The sequence below is a fragment of the Massilia sp. CCM 8734 genome (assembly GCF_011682155.1).
Classification (GTDB): Bacteria; Pseudomonadota; Gammaproteobacteria; order Burkholderiales; family Burkholderiaceae_D; genus Telluria_A; species Telluria_A rubra.
Window position 1 is genome coordinate 17,493 of sequence record NZ_WHJI01000045.1, and the last position, 15,396, is coordinate 32,888.

At 64.2% G+C, this 15,396-nt stretch carries 14 protein-coding genes; 3 read left to right on the forward strand and 11 right to left on the reverse strand.

Features of this window, described 5'->3' with window-relative positions; genetic code table 11:
- Nucleotides 1–36 precede the first annotated feature (36 nt).
- The 3 genes from F2P46_RS29625 to clpS form a co-directional block, all read right to left on the reverse strand.
- Nucleotides 37–1,626 (reverse strand): phage tail sheath subtilisin-like domain-containing protein, encoded by a 1,590-nt coding sequence (locus tag F2P46_RS29625; RefSeq protein ID WP_166897059.1) that lies wholly within the window; start codon nucleotides 1,624–1,626, stop codon nucleotides 37–39.
- Nucleotides 1,627–2,074: 448 nt separating this feature from the next.
- On the reverse strand, nucleotides 2,075–4,375 hold the full coding sequence (gene clpA / locus F2P46_RS29630) for an ATP-dependent Clp protease ATP-binding subunit ClpA (protein WP_166897061.1): 2,301 nt from the start codon (nucleotides 4,373–4,375) through the stop codon (nucleotides 2,075–2,077).
- Nucleotides 4,372–4,674: an ATP-dependent Clp protease adapter ClpS gene (gene clpS, locus F2P46_RS29635; protein WP_099881541.1), complete on the reverse strand. Its 303-nt coding sequence runs from the start codon at nucleotides 4,672–4,674 to the stop codon at nucleotides 4,372–4,374. Before clpS ends, clpA begins: the two co-directional genes overlap by 4 nt.
- Before the next feature lie 320 nt (nucleotides 4,675–4,994).
- Here clpS and F2P46_RS29640 point away from each other — a divergent pair, with 320 nt between their 5' ends.
- Together F2P46_RS29640 and F2P46_RS29645 are read left to right on the forward strand one after the other, a co-directional pair.
- Nucleotides 4,995–5,198, forward strand: a complete 204-nt coding sequence (locus F2P46_RS29640; RefSeq protein ID WP_010395943.1) for a cold-shock protein — start codon at nucleotides 4,995–4,997, stop codon at nucleotides 5,196–5,198.
- A 63-nt stretch (nucleotides 5,199–5,261) separates the two neighbouring features.
- Nucleotides 5,262–5,753, forward strand: coding sequence for a GNAT family N-acetyltransferase (locus F2P46_RS29645; RefSeq protein ID WP_166897063.1), 492 nt, complete (start codon nucleotides 5,262–5,264; stop codon nucleotides 5,751–5,753).
- On the opposite strand, the gene F2P46_RS29650 is transcribed toward F2P46_RS29645, so the two are convergent.
- Nucleotides 5,754–6,392 (reverse strand): glutathione S-transferase family protein, encoded by a 639-nt coding sequence (locus tag F2P46_RS29650; protein ID WP_166897066.1) that lies wholly within the window; start codon nucleotides 6,390–6,392, stop codon nucleotides 5,754–5,756.
- A 98-nt stretch (nucleotides 6,393–6,490) separates the two neighbouring features.
- Nucleotides 6,491–8,551, reverse strand: coding sequence for a S8 family serine peptidase (locus F2P46_RS29655; protein ID WP_166897069.1), 2,061 nt, complete (start codon nucleotides 8,549–8,551; stop codon nucleotides 6,491–6,493).
- A 416-nt stretch (nucleotides 8,552–8,967) separates the two neighbouring features.
- Between F2P46_RS29655 and F2P46_RS29660 the strand changes: the two genes are divergently transcribed.
- Nucleotides 8,968–9,693, forward strand: coding sequence for a sterol desaturase family protein (locus F2P46_RS29660; RefSeq protein ID WP_166897072.1), 726 nt, complete (start codon nucleotides 8,968–8,970; stop codon nucleotides 9,691–9,693).
- A 60-nt stretch (nucleotides 9,694–9,753) separates the two neighbouring features.
- On the opposite strand, the gene F2P46_RS29665 is transcribed toward F2P46_RS29660, so the two are convergent.
- From F2P46_RS29665 to F2P46_RS29690, 6 genes are read right to left on the reverse strand one after another with little or no spacing between them, the layout of a single operon-like run.
- Nucleotides 9,754–10,629: a transglutaminase domain-containing protein gene (locus tag F2P46_RS29665; RefSeq protein WP_166897075.1), complete on the reverse strand. Its 876-nt coding sequence runs from the start codon at nucleotides 10,627–10,629 to the stop codon at nucleotides 9,754–9,756.
- A gap of 6 nt (nucleotides 10,630–10,635) precedes the next feature.
- Nucleotides 10,636–11,568, reverse strand: a complete 933-nt coding sequence (locus F2P46_RS29670) for a rhodanese-like domain-containing protein (protein ID WP_166897077.1) — start codon at nucleotides 11,566–11,568, stop codon at nucleotides 10,636–10,638.
- A complete protein-coding gene (locus tag F2P46_RS29675; RefSeq protein ID WP_208296825.1) occupies nucleotides 11,565–12,170 on the reverse strand; it encodes a type II secretion system GspH family protein in 606 nt (201 codons plus the stop codon). Before F2P46_RS29675 ends, F2P46_RS29670 begins: the two co-directional genes overlap by 4 nt.
- Entirely contained in the window at nucleotides 12,145–12,534 is a 390-nt protein-coding gene (locus F2P46_RS29680) for a prepilin-type N-terminal cleavage/methylation domain-containing protein (protein WP_166897080.1), read from the reverse strand. Before F2P46_RS29680 ends, F2P46_RS29675 begins: the two co-directional genes overlap by 26 nt.
- A complete protein-coding gene (locus F2P46_RS29685) occupies nucleotides 12,534–13,013 on the reverse strand; it encodes a type II secretion system protein (RefSeq protein WP_166897083.1) in 480 nt (159 codons plus the stop codon). Before F2P46_RS29685 ends, F2P46_RS29680 begins: the two co-directional genes overlap by 1 nt.
- Complete coding sequence (locus tag F2P46_RS29690) at nucleotides 13,013–15,394, reverse strand: cohesin domain-containing protein (protein ID WP_166897086.1); 2,382 nt, start codon at nucleotides 15,392–15,394, stop codon at nucleotides 13,013–13,015. The genes F2P46_RS29685 and F2P46_RS29690 overlap by 1 nt, the downstream gene beginning before the upstream one ends.
- Between the last annotated feature and the right edge of the window lie 2 nt (nucleotides 15,395–15,396).

Genomic DNA, 15,396 nt, shown 5'->3' on the forward strand with positions numbered 1-15,396 from the left:
TGACCGGCTCAAGCCGGACAGGCGCCACCAGGCCGCTCAGTGACTGCGCACCTGCCCCGCCGCCTGCTGCACGTGCACCAGCACGAATTCGCCAGCCTTGAGCGGAGCGAAACCGACGGTGATGTTGAGCACCCCATGCTCGACATCGTCGCCGCTGGTGGTCTCCGGTCCGCAGCTGACAAAAAACGCTTCGTGCGGCGCCTTGCCCTGGAAGGCGCCCTGGCGGAACAGGCCGACCATGAAGGCGTGGATGCACAGGCGAACCTGCGCCCACAGCTGGTCGTCGTTCGGCTCGCAGGCGACCCAGCGGGTGCCGCGCACCAGGCTTTCTTCGATATACAGGGCGGTGCGCCGCACCGGGATGCATTTGCCCTGCGCGCCATCGGGGTCGTCGCTGTGCAGGGTACGCGCGCCCCACACGATGCGCCCGGCCGCCGGCATGCTGCGCAGGCAGTTGATGCCGAGCGGGTTGAGGATGCCGTTGTCGCTGTCGGACACCGGCACGCTCAGTTCCGGTACCCCGATCAGGATGGCGTCCATGCCGACGGGCGCCTTCCAGACGCCGCGCTGCTGGTCGGTGCGGGCCATGATGCCGGCCACCGCGCCGCATGGTGCCAGCCGCGTGAGCTGGCCGCCGCGCTGGTCGACCGGCTGCAGCAGGCGCGGGAAGAACAGCGCCGCATTCCTGCTGCTGGTGCCGAGTGCGGCCACGCCTTCGAGGGCGTTGTCGACGCTGCGCCAGGCCGGCGGCGGATCGACCAGCAGCATGGCGCGCCGCAGTTCGCAGTAAGCGCCCGCTTCGGCCATCAGGGCGCTGTGCACGCCCGCGTCGAGCAGGTCGCCGCCGTTGTCCAGGTAAGGAGGAATGCACAGCAGGTTGAACAAATCGGCCCGGTCCAGCGCGTACAGGCCGGCCTTGCGCGCCATGTTGCCGCTGCCGATGAAGTCCGCCAGCGTGAGCGGCAGTTCGTCGGCGGCGCGGTCGGCCTGCATCACGCCGGCGTTGCTGGCGGCGCCGCACTCCCAGGCGTCACCGTGCTCCGGCGCGCGCGGATGGCTGGCGGGGCGTTGGGCGGGCAGCTTGCCGCTCACGCTCACCAGGCGCGAGATGCTGCGCAAGACCAGGTCGACCCGGCGCGGATGGGACGCGCCGAGCGAGACGTTGCGAAACAGTTCGACCTGGCCGGTGCCGCTGTCGCGCACCGACAGATTGAAACTGTCAGGATCGCCCGAGAGCAGTTCATGGTCGACGCGCACCTGCAGCGCGTTGCCCCATGTGCCGGGGTCGCGCGCCTGCAGGGTCAATGCGCCGGCGCGCAGGATGGCGTGGCTGGGCGCCACGCCATCGACCGGCGCCGGGGCGCGGTACAGGCGCACGATAACTGCCTGCATGCCGCCATTGAGGAAGAAATCGCGCACCGCGAAGCCGAGCGCACTGTCCTCCCACAAGCCGCCGAACAGGCGCTCGAACTGGGCGAAGCTGGCGATGCTGACCGGTTCATCCACCGGTCCGCGCAAGGCGCGACCGACGAACGCGGTGATCGCGGTGGCCACACCGGCTATCGGGTGCACGGCTGTGCGAAGCTGCTCGTTCACGGTGCTGGCGTAGCTTATTGCGGCATGCATGGGATCTCCTGTTTCATTCGACTATTCACGGCCGCGTGAAATTGCGGCGACATAGCTATTAGATGCGCTTTGAAAACGATATCTTTGACATTTGTCAATGAAACAGGCGGACTCGGCAATAGATTTGCGCAATCGGCTTGACATTCGTGGAGGAAAATCCGGACGATGTTCGCATCCATTGGCTGGCATGCAATATGCAGAGTGGTTGTTTATCCCGCATTCCCATTCCGGTGTCAGGTCTGACAAACGGACACGAGCTCTGCCGCAATACTGCCGAGGCCGTGTCCGAATGTCAGACCTGACACCGGCGGTGACACCGGCGGTGTTGTCGCGCTGGACATTGACACGTTCCGGTGTCCGTTCCGGTGACACCGGCGGTGTTGTCGCGCTGGACATAAAAAAGCCCGCATCGTCTGCGGGCTTTTTGCTTTTTGCTTGCTGCCAGTGCTTATTCGATTTCGACCGTTTCCGGTGCCGCCGGTGGAGGCGCGGCGTCGGACTCGGGGAATTCGAGCGTGACCGCATCTTTGTCGTCCATGTCGACCGTGACCCGGCCACCACTGACCAGGCGGCCGAACAGCAGTTCGTCGGCCAGCGCCTTGCGGATCATGTCCTGGATCAGGCGCGCCATCGGCCGGGCTCCCATCTGCGGATCGAATCCTTTCTTCGCGAGGAACTTGCGCAGTTTCTCGGTGAAGATGGCTTCGACTTTCTTCTCGTGCAGCTGTTCTTCCAGCTGCATGAGGAACTTGTCGACCACGCGCAGGATGATTTCTTCGTCCAGTGCGCGGAAGCTGATGGTGGCGTCGATCCGGTTGCGGAACTCCGGCGTGAACATGCGCTTGATGTCGGCCATCTCGTCGCCCGCCGCCTTGGAGTCGGTAAAGCCCATCGACCGCTTGGTCAGGCTCTCGGCGCCGGCATTGGTCGTCATGATGATGATCACGTTGCGGAAGTCCGCCTTGCGACCGTTGTTATCGGTCAGGGTGCCATGGTCCATCACCTGCAGCAGGATGTTGAAAATATCCGGATGCGCTTTTTCGATCTCGTCGAGCAGCAGCACCGCGTGCGGCTTCTTGGTGATGGCTTCGGTCAGCAAGCCACCCTGGTCGAAACCGACGTAGCCCGGCGGCGCGCCGATCAGGCGGCTGACGGCGTGGCGCTCCATGTACTCCGACATGTCGAAGCGAATCAGCTCGATGCCGAGGATGAAGGCCAACTGCTTGGCCACCTCGGTCTTGCCGACGCCGGTCGGACCGGAGAACAGGAAGGAACCAATCGGCTTGTCGGTCTTGCCCAAACCGGCGCGCGCCATCTTGATCGCCGACGACAGCGCATCGATGGCGGGCTCCTGCCCGAACACGACGTTGCGCAGGTCGCGGTCGATGGTCTGCAACTTGCTGCGGTCGTCCTGGTTGACCGTTTGCGGCGGGATGCGCGCGATCTTGGCAATGATGTCCTCGATCTCGGCCTTGCCGATGGTTTTCTTCTGCTTCGACTTCGGCAAAATACGTTGCGCCGCGCCGGCTTCGTCGATGACGTCGATCGCCTTGTCGGGCAAATGACGGTCGTTGATGAAGCGCGCCGCCAGTTCGGCCGCGGTGGAGAGCGCTGACGACGAATACTTCACGCCGTGGTGCTCTTCGAAGCGCGACTTGAGGCCGCGCAGGATCTGGATGGTCTGTTCGACGGTCGGCTCGTTGACGTCGACCTTCTGGAAGCGACGCGACAGGGCGTGGTCTTTTTCGAACACGCCGCGGAACTCGGTGTAGGTGGTCGCGCCGATGCACTTGAGCTGGCCGTTGGCGAGCGCAGGCTTGAGCAGGTTGGACGCGTCGAGCGTGCCGCCGGACGCCGAGCCGGCGCCGATGATCGTGTGGATCTCGTCAATGAACAGGATGCCGTGCGGGGTTTCCTTGAGCTGCTTGAGGACCGCCTTGAGGCGTTGTTCGAAGTCGCCACGGTACTTGGTGCCGGCCAGCAGCGCGCCCATGTCGAGCGAATACACGATGGCATTCTGCAGGATTTCGGGCACTTCTTCCTGCGTGATACGCCAGGCCAGGCCCTCGGCGATCGCGGTCTTGCCGACCCCGGCTTCACCGACGAGCAGCGGATTGTTCTTGCGGCGACGGCACAGGATCTGGATCACGCGGTCGACTTCGTCCTCGCGCCCGATCAGGGGATCGATCTTGCCTTCGGCAGCGGCCTTGTTCAGGTTCTGCGTGAACTGGTCGAGCGGACTTTCCTTGGCCTGGCCTTCGACTTGCGCCTCTTCCACGCCTTCGGACGTTTTTTGCGAGTCGACCTGCTGGTCCTTGCGCACGCCATGCGAAATGAAGTTGACCACGTCGAGGCGGGTCACGCCCTGCTGGTGCAGGTAGTAGACCGCGTGCGAGTCTTTTTCGCCGAAGATCGCCACCAGCACGTTGGCGCCGGTGACTTCCTTCTTGCCATTGGAGGCGGATTGAACGTGCATGATGGCACGCTGGATCACACGTTGAAAACCAAGCGTCGGCTGCGTGTCGACCTCGCCCGTGCCAGGCACGGTCGGGGTGTTGTCGCCGATGAAATTGGTCAGCGTCTTGCGCAGGTCTTCAATGTTGACGGCACAGGCGCGCAGCACTTCCGCGGCCGATGGGTTGTCCAGAAGCGCCAGCAGCAAATGCTCAACGGTGATGAATTCATGCCGTGCTTGCCGAGCTTCGACAAAGGCCATGTGTAAAGAGACTTCCAATTCCTGCGCAATCATACTTCCTCCATCACGCACTGCAGGGGGTGCCCCGCCTTGCGCGCATGCGTTAATACAAACTCCACTTTGGTACACGCTATATCTTTGGAAAACACGCCACACACTCCCTTGCCATGACGATGAACGGACAGCATGATCTGCGTGGCCGTCTCTCGGTCTTTGTTGAAGTATTCCTGGATGACGGCGACCACGAACTCCATGGGCGTGTAGTCATCGTTCAGTAGTGCTACCTGGTACAGCGGCGGCGGCTTGACCGTCTGCCGCTCCAGCAGTTGTTCGGTATCTTGCTTAGTGGCCATACGCTTATTCTAATGCTTTCGACGATGATGCTATGGGTAAATATCAGGGCATGTACATTTGTTTTCCATCTTACGCGTTTTCCGATCTATGCGCAGATGGGACCCCAATTCGGTAAATCAAGAGTTGCTTTTTCGCAGAGTGTGAAGAATTTGGCAATTCCAATGCAAAAGCGCTTGACTTGAATATTTTTTCAACCAACAATGCGGTTATCGACTTGTACTTATGTACTTGTTGATAAGAAGTGAGCAGGCTGAGGAGGGGGCAGAAGCTTCTTGCTTTTATGGCTCGTGTGATTGGTTATAATTTTGAAAGTTCTTTTATGGCAACAGGTACAGTTAAGTGGTTCAATGATTCCAAAGGTTTTGGCTTCATCACTCCAGATGACGGCGGCGAAGATCTGTTCGCGCACTTCTCCGCAATCAACATGAACGGTTTCAAGACCCTCAAAGAAGGTCAAAAAGTTCAATTCGAAGTCACGCAAGGCCCTAAAGGCAAGCAAGCTTCCAACATCCAGGCTGCTTAAGCACTCACCGATGTAAAAAGCCCCGCTCTCGAGCGGGGCTTTTTTATCCCCGCTACACATTCCATGACGATCATCTTACAGCTTCTCAGCCTTGCCGACCTGCGCACGCTTGCCGCCGCGCGCGTTCCACGCCACCTCACCGGCCACGCCGCCCCCGGCGCCCTGCCGCCCCCCTTTGTCGCCCAGCGCGCGCTGGCGCTGATCGAGGCCGGCAAAAGCCCCGCCTGGTGCGCCACCTTTGTCATGCTGCGCGTGAGCGACCAGATGGTGGTGGGCGCCTGCGGCTTCAAGGATGAGCCACAGGACGGCCAGGTCGAAATCGGCTACGGCGTCTCGTCCGACTGGCATGGCCAAGGCATCGCCACCGAGGGCGTGGCCGAACTGGCGCGCATCGCCTTTGCCAGCGGCGCGGTCGAGCGCGTGCTGGCGCAGATCGCGAAGGACAATACGGCCTCGCTGCGCGTGGTCGGCAAACTCGGCTTCGAACCTGGCGCCACCGTCGTCGACGCCGAGGGCGACGCCCTGGTGCAGTGGGTGCTGCGCAAGAGCGCCTGATCAGGCTCGCTCGAACGCGGCCATCTGGTCGCGCAGCGCTTTGCGGAACGCGGGGCGCTCTTCGCAGCGCGCCTGGTAAGCCTTGAGGGTCGGATACGCGTCGAGGATGGCGGTGTGGCGCAGCAGGCGCAGCACCGTGGTCATCATCAGGTCGCCCGCGCTGAAGGCGCCGTCGAGATAGTCGCGCTCACCAAGCCACGCGGCCAGCTGTCTCAAGCGCACGTGCACGTCGTCCAGCGCGCCGGGGCGACGCAGCCCGGCCCACTCCTCGCCGGCGAAAAACAGGTCGATCGCGGCCAGTTGCTGGATCGGCGGCTCGAGCGTATTCAGGGCCGCGAAGATCCAGCTGGCGGCGCGCGCCCTGCCCGCTTCATCCTTGGGAAACAGGGCGCCGCTGCGCTGCGCGATATGCAGCACGATCGCGCCCGATTCGAACATCGCAAAGTCGCCGTCCTGCAGCATCGGCACCTGGCCGAACGGTTGCAAGGCGAGGTAGTCGGGCGCGCTCTGGTCGGCCCGCCCGATCAGGCGAACGTCGTAAGGCAGGCCGGCTTCTTCGAGCGCCCAGCGCACGCGCAGATCGCGCACCACGCCCTGGGCGAAGGGAGGAACGTATTGGAAGGCACTGATCGTCGGCATGGCGGGATTCTCCGGAAAGTTGATCTTGATTCCGGATCATAAACCGTTCTGGCCGTCGGGCGCGCCGCCCGCCAGCTGCGGCGCGCCTCATCGACCGATCAGAAGGCCTGCAGTCCCACGCTCTCCTGCGACTCGGGCGCGCCCGGCGCATTGCGATTGACGCAAACGACACGCCAGTAGTACTCGCCGCCGCTCACCAGCTTCAGCGGCGCCCAGCGCATCGAGGTCGGCGCGTTTTTGTTGTCGTACCACGTTTCGAAGAATTCCACCGGGAGCCGGCGGTAAGCCTCCGCCGTGCACGATGTTGCGTTCGTCACCTGGTAGGACACGGTGACGGGAACGCTGGTTGACACAGGCGGCACGCCATTGGTCGTCGGCACGCCGTCGACGCTGAACGTGATGACCGGCTCCAGGCCGCGCGCCACCCGCGCCGACGCACTGGCGCTATTAGTCTCGCCATTGGCGGAACGGCAGTCGACATCCCAGCGGTGCACGCCCGGGGCGCGCGTCACGCTGCCCCAGTTGAAGGAGGTCGGACCGGCCAGCTTTTGCTCGACCAGGTTGCCGTCGACATAGGCACGCATATCGCAGCTTTGCGCACCCAGCGCCTCATAGCGCAGCTCGAACGGGGTGGCGGCGGTCAGCGCCGGGTTGGGCGCCACACCGAGCATGGCCGGGTTGGGGCTCGAGCGCTGGCCGCCGATCTTGAATTCGACAGTCGGCTTGGCCTTGTGCGCGGCGCCGGCGATGCTGGCCACCCGCAACGGCGTGCCCTGGGTCAGCGCACCGCCGCTGACCAGGCGCGCGCGGATCGCGTTTTCCACCTCGCCCGGGGTGCGCAGGGTGGGCGTGGTTTCGATCAGGCGCGCCGCCAGCGCGCTCACGTGGGGCGCCGCCCACGAGGTGCCGGAACTGACCACGTAGGTCGATGCGTAGCTGTTCATCCAGGTCGACCTGACGTTTTTGCCAGGCGCCCAGGCGTCGACGCAGGCGCCGAAGTTCGAGCCCATCTCGGTCACGCCCTTGGGGTCGAGCGGCGCAAAGGCGCCGCTGCCGTTCAGGGGCTGGGCCGGCTGGCCGTTGCTGTCGATCGCGCCAACGACCAGCGCGCCGTCGGACGGCAGCTTGTCGTTGAAGCTGTAGAAGCAGGCGTCGTTGTAGCGGTTGCCGGCCGACTGCACGAACACCGCGCCGCGATAGCCGCTGGCGCTGTCCGGCGCGATCAGGGTGCGCACGCTCTTCTGGAAAGCGGCGACCAGCGGCATGCGGTCGGGTGTCAGGTTGACCATCTGGAAATTGCTCGACAGATTAACCACGCCCATGCGTCCCTCGGCCAGGATGCGGCGCTTGGCTTCGTCCAGGGCGGCGATCACGTTGGCAAAACTGTTGCTGCCCACCGCGCAGGTCGGGTCGCCGTAGGCCAGCGAGACCAATTTGGCGCCGGCGTTGACCCCGGTGACGCCGGCGTTGTCGTTCTTGGCGGCGATGATGCCGGCCACGAAGGTCGCATGCGGATACTTGCCGATTGCGCAAGCGCCAGGGGCGTTCCAGCGCGCGCTGACCGGCACGTCCACATGGTTGGCGATGCCGCTGTCGATCACATATACGGTGGTGGCGCCGGTACTGGCCGCGCTGCCGCCAACGGCCTGCACGCCCCAGGGCAAGGTGCTCGCGCCCACCTGCACGTCGGTCCACACGGCGCTCGCGCTGGCCTCGGCCTGGATGTCCGGAGACACCGACTTGATGCGCGGATCGCGCCTGAGCGCCGTCACCTGCTGTTCGGTCAGATAGGCGGCAAAGCCCTGCAAGGTGTGGCTGTAGGCATGGGTGGCGGCCACCCGGTGCGCGGCTTCGACCTCGTGCAGCAGGCGCATCACTTTGCCGTCGTGTTCGGCGCCGAAGCGCGGGTCGCTGACCGCCTTGGCCGAATACCGCTGCGTGGCCGTGTCGGCGAACAGGACGATGTAACGGATGGTACCTGCTTCGTTGCGGATCGGCGCCTGCAGCGCTGCCGGGGCTTGCCGCAGCGCCGCAGCGCCAGCCGGCTGGCCCGGCGCAGCGCCGCCGTTCTGGGCGCTGGCGCCGCCCGCCAGCGCCGCAGCGCCGACCACGCCACCGATCACGATCGCACACATACGTTTACCAATTGCTCTTGTCATTTTCTTCCTTGTATTGGTTAGCACATCCACGGTCGTGAATATGCAGAATGCGTTGCATAAATATCAACAACGAAACAAGTTTAACGTAAGTATTGGTTAAAGATTATTAACATTTTGAAAATTAATTATTGCTGTGGAAGCGAGGATGGCGAAGCTATGCGCGGGGCATGACGCTGCTCATGACGGCTGCATCGGCACGGGTTGGCAAGCCCGAAAAAGGCTGCCGCAACGGCGCCAAGGACGTCGGGCGTGGCGTCGGCATGCGGCAGGAAACGGGGATATCCGGCACCGGGCGGGCGCAGCGCAGCATCGTGGCGCGATACCAACGGCACCGTGTGGCAGTACCGGGAGCATGCCGGCTTTACATCGCAGCCGGTCGTGCAAAACTGCCTTCCCGACCCGCACAGGAGTTCCTTATGCTACCCATCATCTTCGCCGTGTTCGCGGCGTGCTTCGTCCTCGAACGCATCATACCCGGCTGGACATTGCCGAAAATTCGCACCTGGCCGCTGCGGGTGTTGCTGATCAACGCGGCCCAATTGGGCATCGTGGTGCTGGCCGGGATCAGCTGGGAGCGCTGGCTGTCGGCCGTGTCCGTGTTCCGGCTGTCGCATTACCTGAACCCGGTCGCGGGCGGCATGCTGGCCTACTTCATCGCCACCTTCGTGTTTTACTGGTGGCACCGCTGGCGCCATGAAGTCGACTGGCTGTGGCTGCATTTTCACCAGATTCACCACAGCCCGCGCCGCATCGAGGTGATTACCTCGTTCTATAAACATCCGGGGGAAATGCTGGTGAACTCGGTCATCGGCAGCTTGCTGGTGTACACCTTGCTGGGACTGTCGCCGGAGGCTGGCGCGTATTACACCCTCTGCACGGCGCTGGGCGAGTTCTTTTATCACACCAGCGTGCGCACGCCGCGCTGGATCGGCTACGTCTTCCAGCGCCCGGAAATGCACCGCATCCACCATCAGTACGGACGGCACAAGAATAACTACGGCGATATCGTATGGTGGGACATGCTGTTCGGGACGTACGAGAATCCGGCGCGCTTCGAGGCGACCTGCGGCTTCGATGCGGACAAGGAAGAGCGTTTGCTCGATATGCTGGCTTATCGGGATGTGCACCGGGACGCGCCGTAGCGGCCTGGCCGGGCGCCTGGAAAAACCCACTTTAGGCACCCTGGCGGGACCAGGCCGGGCCTAGAAGCGCACCTGCATCTCACCGTCGGTCCGGTAGCGGTGGGCCTGCCCCACTGGATTACTCAAGGCGTCACGCGATATGCGAAATGCGACATAGGCGCCCGCAGGCGGCAACCAGCTCTGTTTCTGCGCGTCGACGGTGCGCCAGGCGCCGTCGATGAACACTTCGGCCCAGTTGTGATAATCCTGGGGGCGCGGCACGCCGTCCTGCGTCATCACGTAGCCCCCCAGCACCCGCGCGGGAATGCGATTGGCGCGTGCCAGCGCCACCACCAGACCGGCGTATTCGGTGCAGTCGCCGCCAAGCTCGCGCAAGGCGTACAAAGCGCCAAAGTCGTCCGCCAAATAACCGGCGTAGGTCAGATTGCCGCACACCCAATCGTAGATGGCGCGTGTGGTCTCGCTTGCTGTCGGCCTGCGCAGGAGCGCGGCGAGCGCCCGGATCGGCTCCGCATCGGACTCGACATAGCGCTCAGGCCCCAGCCAGTCGCCGCCATCGGGCGGCGCGGCCAGGCCCGTATCGGCAGCCGGGCTGGCATCGACCTCGGCGGTCAAGGTGACGACTTTTTGCCCCATGCCGGGAAAACGTGCGAACGACAAGCCCAGGATGCGGTGTCCCAGCGCATCACTGTGCATGGTGTGCGGCATGGATACCTGCACTTGCCGCAGGCGCTGCCGAGGTGCCAGCTCGGCCGGCAGATAGCACCAGAATGCCTGGTTCGCCAGGTCGCGCTCGAATGGATTGATGAACGTGACGGCGAAGCGCAGGCGCCGCACCGGCGCCTCTTGGCCGGCGCGCGCCGGACGCGCCAGCAGGACAAGCGGCGAGCACAGGCGCGCCGCCAACCCCGCCTTCAGAACGCTGCGCCGTTGCATGGCGTTCTACAGTCCGCAGGGAAGCTGCTTTGGTCCACTTTCGTGCGCCAGCCAGACCGCCTTTTGCACAGCCACCTGCGCCACATAGCTCTCGCGCGTGCCGGTATAGACCAGCAAGGGAATCGGGAGCAAGGCTTGCTGCATCTGTTCCAGGCGCTGGTCGGAGACATTCGACCCGGCCGCCAGCACCACGGCCGACACGCCGCCCGTTTTCATGGCGCGCCGGCGGCGCTCGAGCACGGTGCGGATCGCCAGTGCCGTGGTGTCGTTCAATTCCACCGAAAAGGCGATCTCGTTCAAGAAGGCGCTCTGCGACTTGTCCAGCACGACCAGATTGTCGCCGTTCTGTGCTTCGGTCCAGAATTCGGATGCGGCCAGGCGCTGCAATTGCGAGGCGGACGGCGCCCGGCCCAGCACCGGCTGTGCGGCGGCCAGCCACACCGGGGTGCCGCCGCGCAAAACATGCACCGACTTGTAACCGAGCTGCTTGAGCTGGGTGCAGGCGCTGTACAGTTCGCGCTCAGCCTTGCCGTTCCCGGCCAAAATGGCCGTCTTGTTGCGCCAATACGGTTTGCCGCGCAGGTCCGCCAGCGTGACATGCAAGGCGCCGTTGATACGGAATAATTGATATTCGACGTCGGGGCGCAGATCGAACAGGATGGTCTCCGGTTTTTGCAGCAGTGCTTGCGCGGCGTCCACCGTGATAGCGCATCCCAGGTCGGGGCGCGCTTCGGCCGGCTGGGCCGCGCCGGCGCCGCCGGCAACGCCACCATCGTCGCTGCGGCACACATTATCGGCGCGCTTGATACTCTTGAGCCCCTCGGCCAGGCTGCTGGACTGCGGCGCCTGGGCCGAGGCCGGCGCCGCGGCGCAGGCCAACGCGAGCAGCAAGAGGCGCGGCCACTGGCGCGTGCGCGCCCCTGTAATTGAAGACATCATTTCAAATTTTCCTGGCGATTGATTTCGGTGGTTTCTGTGGTGGCTGGGACGATGGTCGCGGGCGGCGCGGCGACGCCCGCGCCGCCCGCGGCTGGCTCGGACATGGCCAGATCGGGCGGATACAGGAATTGCCATTCCGAGTATTTCTGCTTGCCGCGCAGGGCAGCGTGCTCGGGCGCAAATCCGGCCTGCTTGATCGGTGTCTTGTCCGACAGGGAATGCACCCCGACGATGCGCCCGCCCAGCATGACCAGTCCCCATTCGGCGTTTCCGGTCATCGGATCGACGAAGATCTTGCGCAGGTGGCGACGCACGCCGGGAAAGCGGCGGTCCTCCAGCAACTCCTCGAGGCTGGCCGGGTAATCCTTTTTACCGGCCGTCAACTCGCTTTCGTGATAGCGCCCCAGCGCCGTCTGGAACTGGCGGCCAATGATCAGGAGCTCCCGCTCGCGGTCGCGGCGGGCGGCGGTCGCATCGACTTCCACCGCAACCGTCAGCCCCAGCCCCATGAAGGCGACCAGCAGCAATACCCACAAGTAGGTAAAGCCGCCCTGGCCGCGCATCCCCGGCAACCGTTCAGTATGACGCATACGGCTGCCCATCCCCGCTCTCACCGGGCGCCCCACTCTTGACGTCGACAATGCCGCCCGCATCCGGCTCGCTGGACTCGACCAGCACCCAGGTCTGGGCCGATTCGGTGATCGGGTCGAGCGGCACCGCACGCAAATAGCGCTCGCTCACCAGTTCCTCCAGCGACTCCGGAAAGTGTCCCTTGTCGCCGGAGAATTTATCCAGGCTGATGCGCATGACCTTGAGGTTTTCCTGCAGTGCGACCTCTTTGGAGCGTGCCAGCGAACCAAAATACCGTGGCACGGCAATCGTCAGCAGCAAGGCGACGATCGCCATCACCACCAGCAATTCAACCAGGGTAAAGCCGGCGCGCCGGCCAGGTAGTGCATCGTTCATTACCATTTCCTGTACGGTACGCCATTGAGACCCTGCTGCCCGGACTTGGAAAACACGTCGAACACATCGTCGCCTTCGCCCGGATCGTCGGCCGGCGAGGCGTAACTGCGCAGCCCCCAGGTCGCGGCGGCGGCGCGCGCCTCGGGCGCCATCGGGTCGCGCGGCAAGCTGCGCAGGAAATACAGCTTCTGCCGGGCCGGATTGCGCTGGTCCTCGACCCCGTCCACCAGCTCGTCCAGGGTCTTGGGATACCCCGATTCGCCCACCCTGACCAGGATCCGCCCCTGCTCCGCGGCGCGCTTGTAGGCGTCGAGCGCCTCGCGGATCTGCCCCAGCGCGGCGCGCAAGTCATGCTCCTTCTGGCGCTGCGCGGTCAGTTGCGCCAGCGGCACCGCCACCGTGACCATGACCGCCATGATGGCAAGCGTCATCATCAGTTCGATGAAGGTAAAGCCGCCCCGCCGGCGCGCCCCACGCATCAGGGCACCACGCGCATGACGTGTTCGACCGGCAAAGCCGGCGGCACGACCGACACCGGTTCGGGCGTGGCGGAGAGCAATTGCAGCTTGGTCGCGGCCGCCGCCTTGAGCGCCTTGAAGGTCACGGTCACCAGCGCGCCGCTGCCATTGATACCATTGTCGCTCCCGCTTTCGCTCTGGCGCACCAGGGCAAAAAACGCCTTGCCCTGCGCCGCATCGACACGCTGGGTAAAACTGGTCTTGCCGTTACCCTGCTTGAAGAAGTCGCCTTCCTGGACGTTGGCAACCTGAAACACCTGCGGATCGAAGCCCATCAGCGCCGGCAAACCGCGCAAGGCCTGCTCGCTGCTCAGCTTGAGCACGACGCTAAATTGCTCGCCGACCTTCACTTGCGCCGGTCCCTGCCATGCCAGGCTGAACGTGCCCACCGCGCCCGCCCTGCTGTCGGGCGCGACCGCCCCTGCGGCCGCGCCGGTGCCGGCGCTGACGGTGGCGACCTCGCGCGCGCCATCCCTGGCGGCGCCCTTGCCCGCCTCCTTGGCGCCCTCCTTGTCGGCCGGCTCCGCCAGCGCGGTCGCCAGCCTGAGCGTGGGCGTGCCGATGCTCGCCTCGGTGCCGGAATCGAATTCGGCATCGAGCATGTCCGGGCGACCGATACTGCGCACCACATGCGGCGTGATCGACAGCAGGATCTCGGTGCGCTGGGTATCGTCTTTCTGGCTGCCGAACAAGCGCCCGGCGATCGGCAGGTCGCCCACCAGCGGCACCTTGTTGGCGGTGGTGCGGTCTTCATCGCTGATCAAGCCGGCCAGGATCTGGGTCTCGCCATTTTTCAGGCGCAGCACGGTGCTGGCGCCGCGGCTGCCGATCTGGTAGGCCAGCGTACCGGAACGGCTGACGATTTCGCGCACCAGGTTCGACACCTCCAGGTTGACCTTGATGGCGACGTCGTCATCAAGATAGATATTCGGTTCCACTTCCAGCTTCAGGCCGACATCGACATAGGCCACCGATTCGGAAACGAAACCGGTCGAGGTCGAGGTGGTCGTAATCACCGGTACCCGGTCGCCGATCTGGATCTTGGCCTTGTCCTTGTTGCGCACGCGGATGCGCGGATTGGCCAGGATATTGCCGGTCTGGTCTTCCTTGTTTGCCTTGATCAGCACATTGCCCAGGGTCGCCTGGATATTGCCGCTGTTTAGTCCGCGCAAGGTGTCCAGGGTCAGCGGGTTGCTGCCCACCTGCAGCGGCGACAGTGCAAGCTGGCTCGGCCATTGCACGCCGAGGTCCATCAGGCGCGAGCGCTTCACTTCCATCACCTGCACGTCGAGCAGCACTTCGGAGTCGCCCAGGTCCTGCAGCGCGACGATGCGTTCGGCGATCCGGATCGCTTCCGGGGTATCGCGCACGATGATGATGCCGAGGCGCTCGTCGACCACCATGTCCTTGGTCTTGACAATGGTCTTGATCGAGTTCGACACCGCCTTGACGTCGGCATTGGTCAGATAGAAGCTGCGCACGGCCAGGGTCTGGTACTCCTTGAGCTTTTGCGCCGTGCTCGGATAAATCAGCAGCGAATTCTCGTTGAGGATTTTCTGCTCGAGCTGATTGGTGACCAGCAGCAAGCGGATCGCGTCTTCGGTGGTGGTGTTTTTCGCAAACACGGTCGCCTTCAGATCGGGACGAATGTCCTTGTCATAATAGAAGTTCAGCCCGGACACCTTGGCCACCACTTCCAGCACCGACTTGAGCGGCGCATCGCGGAACTCGAGCGAGATCGGCTGCCGGAAGGCGGCCGCCAGCTTGATGTCGGGACGGGCATCCTTGGCGCGCGCCTCTTCCAGGCGCGCCTTCAGGTTCATGGCTTCTTTCTGCTTTGGCCCTTCCGCCAGCACCGGGCGCATCTTCTCGATGGCATCGGCGATGTTGGCCGTCCCGCCCTGCTTGAGCAATTCCTCGGCCTCGGCCATCACCAGGCGGTGGCGCCGCGCTGTCACCAGCGACTCGAGTCCCTGGCGCGCCATCGCGTTTTCCGGCTCGAGCACCTGAACCTCGCGGTAAGCCTTCTCGGCGTCGCTCAGGCGTCCCTCGCGGCGCGCGCCCTCGCCCGCGCCGACCAGCGCGGTCACGAGCGAATGGCGGCGGTTGGCCAGGCCGATGCGCAACTCCGGATTCTTCGGGTCCATCTTGACCGCTTCCTCCATCTTTGCCAGCCCCTGCATGGTCTTGCCCTCGGCCAGCAGCGCAGTGCCCTCGCCGTAGACGCGCGCGGCGCCGCAGCCGGCCAGCAAGGCCGCGCACAACGCCACGCCCAGCAGCGCTGTTCCCGTGGCCGAGCGCATGCGTCGCAGCGGCCGGCTTTGCATCAACTTCATTGTCATTC

Coding starts and splice junctions, on each gene's coding strand:
- F2P46_RS29625 (WP_166897059.1), bottom strand. CDS start 1,626: ATGCATGCCGCAATAAGCTACGCCAGCACCGTGAACGAGCAGCTTCGC.
- clpA (WP_166897061.1), bottom strand. CDS start 4,375: ATGATTGCGCAGGAATTGGAAGTCTCTTTACACATGGCCTTTGTCGAA.
- clpS (WP_099881541.1), bottom strand. CDS start 4,674: ATGGCCACTAAGCAAGATACCGAACAACTGCTGGAGCGGCAGACGGTC.
- F2P46_RS29640 (WP_010395943.1), top strand. CDS start 4,995: ATGGCAACAGGTACAGTTAAGTGGTTCAATGATTCCAAAGGTTTTGGC.
- F2P46_RS29645 (WP_166897063.1), top strand. CDS start 5,262: ATGACGATCATCTTACAGCTTCTCAGCCTTGCCGACCTGCGCACGCTT.
- F2P46_RS29650 (WP_166897066.1), bottom strand. CDS start 6,392: ATGCCGACGATCAGTGCCTTCCAATACGTTCCTCCCTTCGCCCAGGGC.
- F2P46_RS29655 (WP_166897069.1), bottom strand. CDS start 8,551: ATGACAAGAGCAATTGGTAAACGTATGTGTGCGATCGTGATCGGTGGC.
- F2P46_RS29660 (WP_166897072.1), top strand. CDS start 8,968: ATGCTACCCATCATCTTCGCCGTGTTCGCGGCGTGCTTCGTCCTCGAA.
- F2P46_RS29665 (WP_166897075.1), bottom strand. CDS start 10,629: ATGCAACGGCGCAGCGTTCTGAAGGCGGGGTTGGCGGCGCGCCTGTGC.
- F2P46_RS29670 (WP_166897077.1), bottom strand. CDS start 11,568: ATGATGTCTTCAATTACAGGGGCGCGCACGCGCCAGTGGCCGCGCCTC.
- F2P46_RS29675 (WP_208296825.1), bottom strand. CDS start 12,170: ATGGGCAGCCGTATGCGTCATACTGAACGGTTGCCGGGGATGCGCGGC.
- F2P46_RS29680 (WP_166897080.1), bottom strand. CDS start 12,534: ATGAACGATGCACTACCTGGCCGGCGCGCCGGCTTTACCCTGGTTGAA.
- F2P46_RS29685 (WP_166897083.1), bottom strand. CDS start 13,013: ATGCGTGGGGCGCGCCGGCGGGGCGGCTTTACCTTCATCGAACTGATG.
- F2P46_RS29690 (WP_166897086.1), bottom strand. CDS start 15,394: ATGACAATGAAGTTGATGCAAAGCCGGCCGCTGCGACGCATGCGCTCG.